The organism is candidate division TA06 bacterium, assembly GCA_016235665.1.
Lineage (GTDB): Bacteria > Edwardsbacteria > AC1 > AC1 > EtOH8 > UBA5202.
In genome coordinates this window covers 160919-173415 of the sequence record JACRJI010000012.1, presented here as the reverse complement: position 1 = coordinate 173415, position 12497 = coordinate 160919, and the positions used below count along the sequence as shown (strand labels likewise).

The window sequence follows — 12497 nt, the reverse complement described above, 5'->3', positions numbered from 1 at the left end:
TCCCTCTCCGCATCGGGGAGGCCTGCACTGAGATAGACTTTTATATTACATGCGAATGTGGCAGGGAGGGGTCGAAACCTTGGGCGAATCACGATTCGCCCCTACGCCATGTTCCGCTCTTTCCCCCTCTTTTTTCGATTAACTTCAGGTCCTTTATCACCATCCCCTTTTCCACCGCCTTGGCCATGTCGTAGATGGTCAGGCAGGCCGCGGCCACTGCGCTTAGGGCCTCCATCTCGGCCCCGGTGCGGTCGGCGCAGCGCACGGTGCCGGTCACTTCCACCACGGATCTTTTCTTGTCCAATCTGCATTCCACCTCCACGTGGGTCAAAGCCAGAGGATGGCACAGCGGGATCAGCTCGTGGGTCCGCTTGGCCGCCTGGATGCCGGCGATCCTGGCCACGCCCAGCACATCGCCCTTGGCCAGCTGGTTATCGGCGATCAGCTTCAGTGTGGCCGGCTTCATTTTTACCTGCCCGCAAGCCCGGGCCATCCGGTCAGTCTTGGCCTTTTCTGTGACATCGACCATTCGGACCCGGCCCTTGGCATTCACATGGGACAAACTTGGCGAATTTTTAATTTTTAATTTTTCATTTTTCATTTGGCGTTCACCCTCCCACTTCCGCCATATGCCGCGCGATGTCCACGCCCCCCTGGTCCATCTTGTGGCAGGCCGGCTTCAAACGGAGAGCCTCGTAGAACACCCTCCGCAGCTCCGTCCCGGCCAGCCCGCTGCGCACCGGCACCCGGATGTTGACCTCGCTCTTGGAGCCCAGGCAGGGTTTGAGGAACCCGTCGGAGGTCAGCCGCAAGCGGTTGCACTTTTTGCAGAATTTACCTGAGAGCGGCGAGATGAACCCCACCGTGGCCGGAGAACCTTCGATCTGAAACTCTTCGGCTATGCTGTTTTTGTTATTCACCGGAACAAGCTTTACGCTTTCAGCTATAAGCTTCTTTATCTCTTCTGTGCCCAGCATTTTGGAACTTTCCCAGAAAGCATTGCCCACCGGCATGAACTCGATGAACCTTAGTCCTATGGGCTTGTCCTTGACGAAGGTCACGAAATCCGCGATCTCGTCCTGGTTGTATCCGGCAATGGCCACCACATTCATCTTGACCTGCTGAAAACCAGCTCCCAGCGCGGACAGTATCCCGTCATGAGCCTTCTGCCAGTCGCCGCTGCCGGTCATCTGCTTGAAGCGCTCCGGCTTCAGCGTGTCCAGGCTGACGTTCACCAGCATGATGCCGGCGGCTTTCAGGTCTTTGGCCATGGGGCCCAGCAGGACGCCGTTGGTGGTCAGGGCCAGGTCCTTGATGCCCGGAATGGCCGCCAGTTTTTTCACCAGGTCCAAAATACCCTTGCGCAGCAGGGGCTCGCCGCCGGTCAGCCGCACCTTCTCGATGCCCAGCTCCGCCCCGGCCCGCACGATGGTCTCGATCTCCTCGAAGGTCAGCAGGTCCTCGTGCTTCTTCAGCGGCACGCCCTGAAGCGGCATGCAGTAGCGGCAGCGCAGGTTGCAGCGGTCGGTGACCGAGACCCGCAGGTAATTTATTTTTCTTCCGTATTGGTCAGCTAACATTGTTGCACTAACTTTTATACATTTACAACTTAATGACTATCTAACTTGCTCAGAAAAGTAGAATGAAGATGGTGGATTTGGTTTAAAAAGTAACTTTAACCCGGTTATGTTCTTTTTCTTTTTTGTGCCGCCAACTAAGAAAAAGAACCAAAAAGAAAAAAGCTCGTCGCTTAAAACTCTCCGGGCGTTGCGCTTCTCGTTGCTGACTGGCTTGTCTGAACTCGGGCTTTGGCAAAGCCCTCAAACAGGCCAGACAAGCTTTTTCCGCCATCAACTGCGATGCTCGCTGATCGTTTTAACGCGACATACCGGGGTTGGCACCAATTGTTCAACTAGTTTTCTGAAGTTGATGGATAAGCATTTACAACTTCTACAACATTTACTCCATTTAAACTTCGGGCCTCACCCTCCCGTTATCAGATGTATCGCCTCCACATTGTCCCCGTCGCTGATCACGGTAGCCTGGTACTCCTCGGGCGGAACGAACTTCTCGTTTATCCGCACGATGATGGCGTGATAGACGTAATTCTTTTCCTTCAGCAACTCTGTTATATTCAGCCCCTGCCGCCAGGGATGCTCTTCACCATTGACTTTGATCATAGTGCCGCGATTCACGTATTACAATTCACGATTCACTTTGTTTGATGCGCGGATCCGGCCCCAGCAGTATCTCCAGCGCCTGGTTGGCCTGCATGCAGGCGGCCATCCCCACCCGGGGGGCCATCAGCCCGAAGCCCGGCCCGGCCTCGCTCCGCTCGTCCCCGCAGATGTAGAGGTTGCCTGTCCTTCTGGTCCTTAAAAGATCGTTGGCCCCGTAACCCGCCATGCCGCTGCCGATCACGATGGGCGTCTTGGGCAGCTTGGCCAGCACCGTCTCCACCAGCATCTGCTTCTGGTCGGCCATGTCGAAGGCCTCGATGACGGCGTCGCATTTGCCGAACAGTGTTTCCACGTTCTCGGGCACGATCCGCAGGTGGTGGGATTCCACCTTGGTGAAGGGGTTGGCCTTCTTGATCACTTCCTTCAAGGCCTCCACCTTGGGCAGGCCGATGTGCGAGACAAAATACTGCTGACGGTTCAAATTGGAAGGCTCCACCACGTCGTAATCGGCGATGACCAGCCGGCCCACCCCGGCCCGGGCCAGAGCGATGGCTGCGGTCGAACCCAGGCCCCCGCAGCCGGCGATCCCCACGCAGGACTTTTTAAGCTTGTCGGCGATGCCCGGGGTGTGGCGGGCGGACAGCAGGTGCTCCAGGTCGTTCTTGGAAGGCACCTCGCCCTTTTTGATCAGCACCAGGCGGTCGCCCTCCTCCACAGTATGCTCCATGAGGCATGGGAAACCGTTAAGCACGCAGACCTCGGCCCCTGGCTTGTGCTGCTTGACCAGGTCGGCCACCTTGGCCCCCTTCTCGGTCTTGATGTGCTTTTCGTTGAGGTAGATCTTCATATTTCTCCTAACATTCCCTCTCCGCATCGGGGAGGGTAGGGAGGGGTCAAATAAGCTCGACCTTTTTCTTTCCCTTAACCACTTGCCCTATCACATAAGCCTTGGGCGAAAACCCGTTCAAACCTTTTAACCCCCTTAAACACTTCAGCGCTGCGGCGGCATCGGGCTGGGCCACGACCAACACAAACCCTATCCCCATGTTGAAGGTGCGGTACATGTCATCCTGCGGCACTTTTCCCTTTTTCTGCATCAACTCAAAGACCGGCAGCACCGGCCAGGAGCCCAGTTTGATCTCCACATTGCAGTCCTTGGGCAGCACCCGTGGGATGTTATCCAGGAACCCGCCCCCGGTGATGTGGGCCATGCCCTTGACAAGATTTTTGTCCAGCAGCGGAGTGACGGGTTTTAAGAACGAAGGATGCACTTTGAGCAGGGCTTCTCCGACCGTGGATCCAAACTCCGGCAGGTATGTAATTACTTTGTAATTACATTTTTCGAACAGAATCTTCCGGGCCAGCGAATAGCCGTTGGTCTGCAGGCCATTGGTGGAGAGTCCTATCACCACGTCCCCGGGCCTGATGGTCTTTCCGGTGATAAGTTTCTTCTTGTCCACTGCGCCTACTATGAACCCGGCCAGGTCGTAGTCGCCGACGGCGTACATTCCCGGCATCTCGGCGGTCTCGCCGCCGATCAGGGAACAGCCGTTCTCCCGGCAGGCCTTGGCGAACCCGGTGACGATGGCTTCCAGTATCTTTGGCTCAAGGCGTCCGAAAGCGGCATAGTCCATGAAGAACAGGGGCTTGGCCCCCTGGACCAGAATGTCGTTGACGCAGTGGTTGACCAGGTCCTGGCCCACCGTGCCGTGTTGCTTGGCCATTAAGGCCACCTTGAGCTTGGTGCCCACCCCGTCGCAGGAGGAGACCAGCACCGGCTGTTGGTAGCCTTTTAGCGTCCCGTCGTACAGGGCGCCGAAGCCGCCGATGTCCGTCAGCACGTTCTTGGTGAAGGTGGAGCGAACCACTTTTTTAATTCTTTGGACCGATTCGGTCCCGGCGTCTATGTTGACGCCAGCGTCCTTGTAGCGCATAGGTTATCTTTCTGCTTGTCCCGTGTTAATGATTAGTCAATCCCTGAAAAGCATATACTTATTTTTATTGTTAGCTTCAAACTTTGCGACAGCTTCCTGTGCCTGCAGCGTCCTGATTCTTTTCAGGGCGCGATATGCACGATACGCAGGTTCTTCCCAGTCCCTGTATAGCAAATTTATCAAATAGTCAACTGTTTTAGTATATATTGGGCGTGCTTCCGACAAAACCTCAATGCAAAATATTTTTGTCTCAGGGTTCCCATTTTCAATCGCAGCTAAATAATTGTCGATGCAGTAATCATCTAACTGCTGGAATAGTAACCCTTGCTTTCCAATTTCTATTGTAAGTGGGGTTACTAAACCAACTACGGGATAACCCCTCATAAAAAGATGATCACCAGAGACATACATTGAAGACAAAGCTTGGAAAGCCATAAGCGATTGACGTTTATTGCCATATTTGGCTTTTTGCATCAAGTCTCGTGATATCTCTATTAGTTTTTGTGTATTCCAAATGGTATCGAGATCAGCGCGAGCCTTTACAACAACACCATCATTCTCACTAAGCAATCTTTTTTCAAGACGAGGCAATGAAGCACAGCCTATAACAGCTGCTGATATGCAAACTGCAAAAAGAAATATCTTTGGTTTCATGTCGTCTTTTACAAACGAAATTTATTTTTCTGCAAGCACGATCAAATCGTCTTGCAATTCGTTATTATCCCGAACTTCGTGTCGTTTGATCTTAAAACCCGCTTTCTCTATCTCTTTGATGACATCTTCCGGCAAGCCGAAATACCTTCCCGCCACGCCTCCGTGTATCGTGCAACGTGATTCTGGATCATAATTCTTCAATACTTCCGGCTCCTTCGGATCTCCGCACATGCTGCTGACATAAAACGATCCTCCGGGTCTTAAGACCCGGCATGCCTCTTCCAGCATTTTGGCCCGGTCGTCACCTATGATGCAATGCAGGCAATGTCCGTCTATCACGATGTCAAAGTATCTGTCTTCCCACCTTCCGAGCTTTGTTACATCACCGATTTCAAATTCTGCCCTTATATTCGCTTTTAGGTTCTTCTCCCTGGCCCACTCTATGGCGCTCGGCGCAATGTCTATTCCATAGACCTGATATCCCTTTTCCGCAAACAGCAGGGCCACATCCCCGGCCCCGCAGCCCAACTCCAGCACTTTTCCCGATTTGGGGAAATCGGTTGAAGCGATCAGGGCAAGGATTTCCGCCTTCCATGCCTGCCAGGTTTCGTCGTCGTTCCAGCCGTTCAGTCCCTCGGCTTTGAAACGCTTGTACTGGGAGTCGTGGGCTATGTAATTGGTTTTTAAGCTCATGGTTTCGACCTCACCCCTGCCCCTCTCCAGGTAAACCTGGCGAGGGAGGCCGTAGTTCACCAATACGTTTGGCCACAGTATCAAACTGGTCTACGACCAGCTCGTTGGGAAACCGGATAACTTTAATATCATTCCGGCTGATTATCCTGTCGCGGAGTTTATCATAATCCTTCTGGGTCTCGTGAACCCCGCCGTCTATCTCAACTATCAGCCTTAGCTCGTTACAATAGAAATCTGCTATAAACCCGTCAATGATCTGCTGGCGGCGGAACTTCAAGCCATGCAGTTTGCGGCCCCTGACCCCGTTCCAGAAGCATCGCTCGGCATAGGTCATCTCCCTCCGCATTTGCTTTGCCATTTCAAGTTTCTCGTTCTTGATCCGGCGCCCGGTGCTAACACCAAAATTCTTTGCACTTGACATAAATGCTTTTACTCATTACAACCTCCCTCTCCAAATGCGTTTGGAGAGGGGCAGGGGTGAGGTCGAAACAGGTTTACATCTTCTCCGGTGCGCTTACCCCCAAAAGCCCCAGCCCGTTGGCGATCACGGTGCGGGTGGCCTGGCACAAATCCAGCCGGGCGTTGGACAGCGCCTGGTCCTCGGTGACCACCCGGTGCTGGTGGTAAAAGTTGTGAAAAATCCCGGCCAGCTCCTGCAGGTAGGTCGGTATGCGGTGCGGTTCCCGCGACTGGGCCGCTCCCTGCACCAGCTCCGGGAATTCAAGCAGGGATTTTATCAGCTTTATCTCCTCCGGTTCTTTCAAAAGCAGCAGGTCCCCGGCGGCCCGCACCACGCCTTTCTCCTTGGCGTGCTCCAGGATCGAGCAGATCCGGGCATGGGCGTACTGCACATAGAAGACCGGGTTCTCGTCGGATTTCTTCTTGGCCAGGTCCAGGTCAAAGTCCAGGTGCGACTCCATCCGCCGCATCAAAAAGAAGTAGCGGGCAGCGTCAGCCCCCACCTCGTCAAATAGCTCGTCCAGGGTGACGAAGTTGGCCTTGCGGGTGGACATCTTTACCTGCTCGCCGCCCCGCATCAAAGTCACGAACTGGTGGATCCGGACATCGATCCGCGAAGGATCGAAGCCCAGCGCGCCCAACGCGGCCAGCACGTCGGGGAAGGTGGCCTGGTGGTCCGACCCGAATACATCTATCACCAGGTCGAAGCCCCGTTTAAATTTGGTGAGGTGGTAGGCGATGTCCGGCAGGCGGTAGGTGGGCTCGCCGGTGGAACGCACCAGCACCCGGTCCTTCTCGGCCCCGAACTGGGTGGCCTTGAACCAGACAGCGCCCTCGCTCTCGTAGGTCAGCCCCTGGCCCTTGAGGGCCTGCAGGGTGCTTTCGATCTCGCCTCTCTGGTAAAGGTCGCTTTCGTTGTAGAAAACATCGAAGACGATGCCCATCCGTTTAAGGGTGGCCTTGATCTCCTCGAAGATCACCGCCACCGCGCTCTGCTTGAAGTACTCCAGGTCGGCCTCGGTCAGCGAATCGCCCTTCTCCCGGCGGCAGTTCCCGGCGATCTCCTTGATGTATTCGCCCTGGTATAGGTCCTCGGGAAAATCGATCTTTTTGCCTAATATTTCCTGGTAACGCAGGAAGACCGACTGTGCCAGTTTCTTCATCTGCAGACCGGCGTTGTTGAAATAATATTCCCGGGTCACCTGGTAGCCGGTGGCCTCCAGCAGCCGGCACAGTGAGTCCCCGATGGCCGCCTGCCGGCCGTGGCCCACGTTCAGCGGCCCGGTGGGGTTGGATGAGACGAATTCGACCTGAGCTTTTTTGGGGACCCCGAGCAAAGTCGAGGGGCCCATTTGGGATTGCCCGTATTTGGAGCCTTGTGATAATAGTCCCGTCAGTTCCTTGTACAGCCAATCCGAGGTCAGGGTAAAATTAATGAACCCCGGCCCGGCGATCTCGGTCTTGGCAACAAGAGAGGCATCGAGTTCCAGAGAATCGACGATATTCTGGGCGATGTCCCGGGGCTTGGCCTTAAGCTCCTTGGCCAGCGACAGGGCGATGCTGGTGGCCCAGTCGCCGTGGGCGGCCTGCTTGGGCTTTTCCAGCGTCAGGTTTTTTGCTTCTATTTTGATCCCGGTGGCTTTTTCCGCCGCCAGCAGTATCTGGTCTTGCAGGTATTGTTTTGACATAATGCTTATAACGTCATTACGAGTCTACTCCGTGCCTTACAGACGAAGTAATCCGACTAATGACCACTATGTGTCCTTTTGTAAAAAGTTGCTGAATAATTTATGGATTGCGTCGTCCGTAACAAAACCTATCAACCTCGCAATGACGCTAACGCGTCAGGTCAGTATCACGAACTCCATCGGCTTCAGTTCCAGTTGGACGAACACCGACCCGTTGCCGGGGTCGGGATGCTTGCAGACCGTGATCTCTCCCTCTTGTCCATACAGGTATTTCATCTTATCCCCGGCTTTGTGAAGCATGGCGTCCACGATCACGAAATCCTTCCTGGCCTCGGCAACCGAGGTGTTGTAGACCACAAGTATCTCGTCGTCGGCCAGGATGCGCGAGAAGGCCAGGGTGCATGGCTGGTTTTGCGGCAGGCCGAAATCACGTCCGTTGCCCGAGATCTCCCTAAAGTACATCCGGCCGAAGCGGAGCGCCGGGTGCTGCTGGTTTACTTTGGCGATCTTGGCGATTTCCTGGTAGATCCTGGTATTTGTATTCAGCAGATCACGGGACGGATCGTCCAGATCAAACATCGGCTCGCGGATGAACTCGTCGCCGTCGCCCTCTCCGCAAAAGCCCTGCTCGGTGCCGTAGTAGATGCAGGGCGTGCCCAGGGCGCAGATCAGGTAGCCCATGGCCGCGATCACCTGCTGGTCCGGACATCCGGCCGCGAACCGCCGCTTGCGGTTCTGCCCGATCTGGTCGTGGTTGTCGATGAAGGTCACCAGATAGCGGCCCAGCTCTCCCCGGTTCAGGGCCCGCTCCCGCAAGGACTCGTAGCGGTCTATCAGCTGGGACGGCGCCGAGAAGCCCTTGATCACACCGGGCAGGGACCAGTAAAGCGGGAAATCCAGCACCGAGGACAGGCCGTAGAATATTGTCTTGTTGCCCAGCTTGCCAGCGGTGTTGGGCCCGGTGTAGCGGTTGATGGCGTCGTCGCCGCCCACCAACTCGCCGAACAAAAAGAAATTCTTCTTGCCCAGTTCGTAGGCGTATTCCCGCATCCCCTGGCAGAAGCGAGCGATGGCGGTCTCGCCCATGTGCTTCACCGCGTCCATCCGGTATCCGTCAATGTCGGCCTCGCGCATCCAGTAGCGGTGGCAGTCGATGATCAGCCGCTGCAGCTCCAACCCGGCCGGGTCGTCCTCGTTGTTGAAGCCCTTGAGGGAGAAGAAGTCGCCCCACTGGGTCTCGGGCAGGTTGTCCCAGCCGCAGTCCCGGATCTGCCCCCGCCGGTGAAAATACTCCGGGTTGCGCAGTTCTGACGGGACCGGGTAATCCGGGCTTCTCCACCCGCCCAGCGGGTACTGCCGATGGTCGTCGGAATACTGGTATGGCTTGTCATCGGGATAATACCAGACGTCGCCGCAGTGGTTGGCCACAGCGTCCAAAAAGACCCGCATGCCCAGGCCGTGGGCTTTTTCGACCAGTTCTATCAGGTCCTGCTTGGTGCCGAAGCGGGGATCGATGTTCAGGTAATTGCGGATGGCATAGCCGTGGTAGCTGTAGGAATTTTTGTCCGGCGCGCCGTCGTTCTCAAAGATGGGCGACAGCCACAGCGCGGTGCAGCCCAGGTCCTGGATGTAATCCAGATGCTTGGCAATGCCATGCAGTGTGCCGCCGCAGAATTTTTTCAGCCTTTCCGAGGGATACCTTGTGGGCGCTTGTGCTGAGCTTGTCGAAGCACGTTCTTTTCCGTCATGGAACCTGTCCACCATTAGGAAATAGATGAACTCCTCGCGCCATTCCCGGTCTATGCTCCAGTACTTCTTGCCGGGGATGGGCGCCAGGTCTATGTCCTTTATGCTTTGGGGATGGATCATTGTTAAGAGTCCATTGCGCTTATTGACCCGAATCCCCTTCCCGCATCGGGAAGGGGCAGGGGTTAGGTCCGTCAGTCCTTTACTTCCTCCTTGGGAGCGTCGGCCCACAGTTCTTCCAGGGCATAGTAATCGCGGGCCCGGGGCTGCATGATGTGCACCACCACGTCCACGTAATCCAGCAGCACCCAGGTGGCCCCGGCCATTCCCTCCACGTGGTGAGGCTTGACGCCCTTGGCCCTTAGGCCGTCCTCGATGGCGTGGCAGATGGCCCGCACCTGGATGTCGGTGGCTCCGGAGGCCAGCACAAAGTAATCGGCCACGGACGACAGGTCCTTGATCTCCAGCACGCTGACGTCGAAGGCTTTCTTGCTCAATGCCAGCTGGGAGATCTCGTGGGCCAGCGCCTTGACCTGGTCCGGTGCCTGCACCGAGCCGCGTCGAGGTGTCGCCTGGGAGCGGACCGTCTTCTTCTGAACCGGCGCTGTTTTCTTGATCACCAATTTTCTGACCGGAACGGTCTTCCTGGCCGCCGGTTTCCGGACGGCGGCCTTTCTCCTGGCCAAGGATACTTTTTTGGGCCTCCTCAAGGCTTTAGAACCGGCCGAGGAAACCTTTCTTTTGGGGACGGATGTAGTCTTTGCCAATTATTACTGTTACCTCCAAATATGATCTTGATTCTAATTGCGGGATTATGTTTTTGCATTTTAAGGCCTCGGCCACATAAGCGGCGTTGCCGGTGCTGTTGTCGGCCCGGTCCACTACCACCGTCTCGGGGAAACTGTCGTTCTCGGCGTTGGCGATGTCCACCACGTCAAAGCCCCAGCGGCGCAGTTCGTCGGCCATCTTCTGGGCCAGGCCCGATTCCTTTGTGCCATTGAGCACCTGCACCCTGATCTGGGCGATGCGCCGTTTCTTCTCGATCTCGTGGTTCTCCTTCCAGCGCCAGTAGAGGGAAAGACCCACGGCCCCGCAGACGATGACCAGCGCTAAGACCGCGGCGAATATGATTTTCTTCCGGCCTTTCCCGGCCGGGCGTTTTTTCAGGTCAACTGGCGACATTTTCACCCTTTATCACATTTACACATTTGGTACATTTACTGCCTTTGTGACAAGTATCTCTCGCACTCGGCCAGTTCCTCCGGGGTATTGATCCCCAGCACTTCCCGGCTGTCTTCGACAACCTGGGCCGCGATCCTTTTCCCCTGCTGCTTGAATATTCCGATCACGTCGGTCAGGTAATATTCGCCCTGCTTGTTGTTGGGTTGTAAAAGCCCCAGCGCTTCCACCAGTTTTTGGTTCTCGAAAACGTAGATGGCCGGGTTGATCTCATTGACCGCCAGTTCTTCCGGTGACGCGTCTTTGGCCTCCACGATCTTGGTGACATAGCCTCCTGCATCCCGGATCACCCGGCCGTAGCCTCCCGGCTGGCCGATGATAGTGGTCAGCATGGTGCAGGCGTTGCGCTCCTCCCGGTGCTTTTTGAGCAGGGAGACAATGGTGGCCGGTTTTATCAGCGGCACGTCGCCATAGAGCACCAGCAGTTCGCCGGCGAATTTTTCGATTAGGGGCAGGGACTGCATCACCGCATGGCCGGTGCCCTTCTGTTCGGCCTGAAGCACGAACTCAACCTCCAGGCCCTTCAGTGATTCCCTGACCTTCTCGGCCTGGTGGCCGACGATGACCACGGTCCGGGCCACCCCGGCCGCTTGGGCCGAGCGGACCACATGCTCCACCAGCGGCTTCCCGCACAAAGGATGCAGGACCTTGGCCAGGTCCGACTTCATCCTTGTCCCCTGGCCCGCCGCCAGTATCAGGCAGATGCAGTCCCTGGTCATAGCTTGGTCTTCTTGGCGATGCGGTTCTTGTCGTCCACGCAGACGATCTTGGGCTGGTGCTTTCTGGCCTCGGCGTCCTCCTTGTAGCAGGAGGAGATGATGATCACCTTGTCGCCGGCCAGGCCCAGCCGCGCCGCCGCCCCGTTCAGGGTGATGGTGCCCGACCTCTTGGGGGCCTTGATGACATAGGTCTCAAAGCGGTTCCCGTTGTTGATGTTCACCACCTGCACGATCTCGTTGGGCAGGATGTCGGCGGCTTCCATCAGAGTCTCGTCAACGGCGATGGAGCCGGAGTAGTGCAGGTTGGCCCCGGTCAGGGTGGCGCGGTGGATCTTGGATTTGCAGAGTATACGAAACATGGGTGCCTTTCTATATGATTCAAACACAGATTTCAAACCGATTATTTTCCTTTTTTAAGAACATATTCGGAATTCTCTATGATTCCTTGTCGGCCAAAAGTCATAGGGTAATCTTCATAATCGAATACTAATAATTCTTCTTCGGTTCGTGATGCAATCTTAACAATTCTTCCAGAGGGGTTTATTATGGCCGTCGGCCCCAATTGATACCTTGAGATATCGTTCGCCGAAACAACAAAAATTGAATTTTCCAAAGCCCTGGTTCGCAAATGCCCCTTGGTCAAATCATACTTGTCGAGATCGTCCTCATGGCCCGTATAGGCATAACTGATAAGTGCGATTGGTATTTTTTCGTTGAACAGTTCCCTGAAGTATTCTGGAAATTCCGTTTCGTAGCATATCCTTGTGGCATATCTGATATTCCCGACATTAAAAAAACCTTTTTCAGTACCTCTGGAAAAATTATTTTTATCCCATCCCCATAATGCCCTTTTAGCATAATATGAGCAGTTTTTGTTTTTATGCAAAATTGCTACTGCGTTATAAATTTGGTGTTCCCATTTCTGTACTCTGCCAAATATCAGGGTAATATTCGTTTTGTCGATCGCTTGTTGTATTTTTTCTTGATATGTATCCTGCTTCTTAAGGTCATAGATGCTTTCGTCCTTTATCATTTGCTCATAATACCCGCATAAAGCGCATTCTTGCATCAACAACACTTCCACATTCTGTTCAACGGCTTTATTTATTCCGCGAATGATAGCTAAGTAGTTGTTTTCAATATTATGACTGCCCGCAAATTGAAATGTACCAATTTTCATTTTAT

At 54.9% G+C, this 12497-nt stretch carries 16 protein-coding genes; all 16 read right to left on the bottom strand.

From position 1 onward, the window contains the following. Positions 1–88 precede the first annotated feature (88 nt). The gene (gene moaC / locus HZA73_07500) at positions 89–601 is read right to left on the bottom strand and encodes a cyclic pyranopterin monophosphate synthase MoaC (protein MBI5805876.1); all 513 of its coding nucleotides are present in this window, start codon (positions 599–601) and stop codon (positions 89–91) included. Positions 602–608: 7 nt separating this feature from the next. After that, positions 609–1580 carry a GTP 3',8-cyclase MoaA gene (moaA, locus tag HZA73_07495; protein MBI5805875.1) on the bottom strand — a complete coding sequence of 324 codons (972 nt, stop codon included), beginning with the start codon at positions 1578–1580 and terminating at the stop codon, positions 609–611. 82 nt (positions 1581–1662) lie between these two features. Then, the gene (locus HZA73_07490; GenBank protein ID MBI5805874.1) at positions 1663–1851 is read right to left on the bottom strand and encodes a hypothetical protein; all 189 of its coding nucleotides are present in this window, start codon (positions 1849–1851) and stop codon (positions 1663–1665) included. A 131-nt stretch (positions 1852–1982) separates the two neighbouring features. Next, entirely contained in the window at positions 1983–2180 is a 198-nt protein-coding gene (thiS, locus tag HZA73_07485) for a sulfur carrier protein ThiS (GenBank protein ID MBI5805873.1), read from the bottom strand. Positions 2181–2205: 25 nt separating this feature from the next. Continuing rightward, a complete protein-coding gene (thiF, locus tag HZA73_07480) occupies positions 2206–3027 on the bottom strand; it encodes a sulfur carrier protein ThiS adenylyltransferase ThiF (protein MBI5805872.1) in 822 nt (273 codons plus the stop codon). Between the two features lie 46 nt (positions 3028–3073). Then, positions 3074–4114 carry a phosphoribosylformylglycinamidine cyclo-ligase gene (locus HZA73_07475; protein ID MBI5805871.1) on the bottom strand — a complete coding sequence of 347 codons (1041 nt, stop codon included), beginning with the start codon at positions 4112–4114 and terminating at the stop codon, positions 3074–3076. A gap of 36 nt (positions 4115–4150) precedes the next feature. Continuing rightward, positions 4151–4768, bottom strand: coding sequence for a hypothetical protein (locus tag HZA73_07470; protein ID MBI5805870.1), 618 nt, complete (start codon positions 4766–4768; stop codon positions 4151–4153). Between the two features lie 21 nt (positions 4769–4789). Continuing rightward, entirely contained in the window at positions 4790–5461 is a 672-nt protein-coding gene (locus HZA73_07465; GenBank protein ID MBI5805869.1) for a class I SAM-dependent methyltransferase, read from the bottom strand. A gap of 10 nt (positions 5462–5471) precedes the next feature. Then, entirely contained in the window at positions 5472–5882 is a 411-nt protein-coding gene (locus tag HZA73_07460; GenBank protein MBI5805868.1) for an endonuclease domain-containing protein, read from the bottom strand. Positions 5883–5955: 73 nt separating this feature from the next. After that, on the bottom strand, positions 5956–7608 hold the full coding sequence (locus HZA73_07455) for an arginine--tRNA ligase (GenBank protein MBI5805867.1): 1653 nt from the start codon (positions 7606–7608) through the stop codon (positions 5956–5958). A 156-nt stretch (positions 7609–7764) separates the two neighbouring features. Beyond that, complete coding sequence (locus tag HZA73_07450) at positions 7765–9477, bottom strand: alpha-amylase (protein MBI5805866.1); 1713 nt, start codon at positions 9475–9477, stop codon at positions 7765–7767. A 71-nt stretch (positions 9478–9548) separates the two neighbouring features. Beyond that, positions 9549–10121: a ribosome silencing factor gene (gene rsfS, locus HZA73_07445; protein ID MBI5805865.1), complete on the bottom strand. Its 573-nt coding sequence runs from the start codon at positions 10119–10121 to the stop codon at positions 9549–9551. Further along, entirely contained in the window at positions 10069–10536 is a 468-nt protein-coding gene (locus HZA73_07440; GenBank protein ID MBI5805864.1) for a LytR C-terminal domain-containing protein, read from the bottom strand. The genes rsfS and HZA73_07440 overlap by 53 nt, the downstream gene beginning before the upstream one ends. Before the next feature lie 35 nt (positions 10537–10571). Continuing rightward, positions 10572–11312 carry an NTP transferase domain-containing protein gene (locus HZA73_07435; GenBank protein ID MBI5805863.1) on the bottom strand — a complete coding sequence of 247 codons (741 nt, stop codon included), beginning with the start codon at positions 11310–11312 and terminating at the stop codon, positions 10572–10574. After that, positions 11309–11671, bottom strand: coding sequence for an aspartate 1-decarboxylase (locus tag HZA73_07430; GenBank protein MBI5805862.1), 363 nt, complete (start codon positions 11669–11671; stop codon positions 11309–11311). The genes HZA73_07435 and HZA73_07430 overlap by 4 nt, the downstream gene beginning before the upstream one ends. Before the next feature lie 41 nt (positions 11672–11712). Then, complete coding sequence (locus tag HZA73_07425) at positions 11713–12492, bottom strand: carbon-nitrogen hydrolase family protein (GenBank protein ID MBI5805861.1); 780 nt, start codon at positions 12490–12492, stop codon at positions 11713–11715. Between the last annotated feature and the right edge of the window lie 5 nt (positions 12493–12497).

What these genes read in the sequence shown, in the direction of transcription:
- moaC (MBI5805876.1), bottom strand. Translation starts at nt 601, where the DNA reads ATGAAAAATGAAAAATTAAAAATTAAAAATTCGCCAAGTTTGTCCCAT.
- moaA (MBI5805875.1), bottom strand. Translation starts at nt 1,580, where the DNA reads ATGTTAGCTGACCAATACGGAAGAAAAATAAATTACCTGCGGGTCTCG.
- HZA73_07490 (MBI5805874.1), bottom strand. Translation starts at nt 1,851, where the DNA reads ATGGCGGAAAAAGCTTGTCTGGCCTGTTTGAGGGCTTTGCCAAAGCCC.
- thiS (MBI5805873.1), bottom strand. Translation starts at nt 2,180, where the DNA reads ATGATCAAAGTCAATGGTGAAGAGCATCCCTGGCGGCAGGGGCTGAAT.
- thiF (MBI5805872.1), bottom strand. Translation starts at nt 3,027, where the DNA reads ATGAAGATCTACCTCAACGAAAAGCACATCAAGACCGAGAAGGGGGCC.
- HZA73_07475 (MBI5805871.1), bottom strand. Translation starts at nt 4,114, where the DNA reads ATGCGCTACAAGGACGCTGGCGTCAACATAGACGCCGGGACCGAATCG.
- HZA73_07470 (MBI5805870.1), bottom strand. Translation starts at nt 4,768, where the DNA reads ATGAAACCAAAGATATTTCTTTTTGCAGTTTGCATATCAGCAGCTGTT.
- HZA73_07465 (MBI5805869.1), bottom strand. Translation starts at nt 5,461, where the DNA reads ATGAGCTTAAAAACCAATTACATAGCCCACGACTCCCAGTACAAGCGT.
- HZA73_07460 (MBI5805868.1), bottom strand. Translation starts at nt 5,882, where the DNA reads ATGTCAAGTGCAAAGAATTTTGGTGTTAGCACCGGGCGCCGGATCAAG.
- HZA73_07455 (MBI5805867.1), bottom strand. Translation starts at nt 7,608, where the DNA reads ATGTCAAAACAATACCTGCAAGACCAGATACTGCTGGCGGCGGAAAAA.
- HZA73_07450 (MBI5805866.1), bottom strand. Translation starts at nt 9,477, where the DNA reads ATGATCCATCCCCAAAGCATAAAGGACATAGACCTGGCGCCCATCCCC.
- HZA73_07440 (MBI5805864.1), bottom strand. Translation starts at nt 10,536, where the DNA reads ATGTCGCCAGTTGACCTGAAAAAACGCCCGGCCGGGAAAGGCCGGAAG.
- HZA73_07435 (MBI5805863.1), bottom strand. Translation starts at nt 11,312, where the DNA reads ATGACCAGGGACTGCATCTGCCTGATACTGGCGGCGGGCCAGGGGACA.
- HZA73_07430 (MBI5805862.1), bottom strand. Translation starts at nt 11,671, where the DNA reads ATGTTTCGTATACTCTGCAAATCCAAGATCCACCGCGCCACCCTGACC.
- HZA73_07425 (MBI5805861.1), bottom strand. Translation starts at nt 12,492, where the DNA reads ATGAAAATTGGTACATTTCAATTTGCGGGCAGTCATAATATTGAAAAC.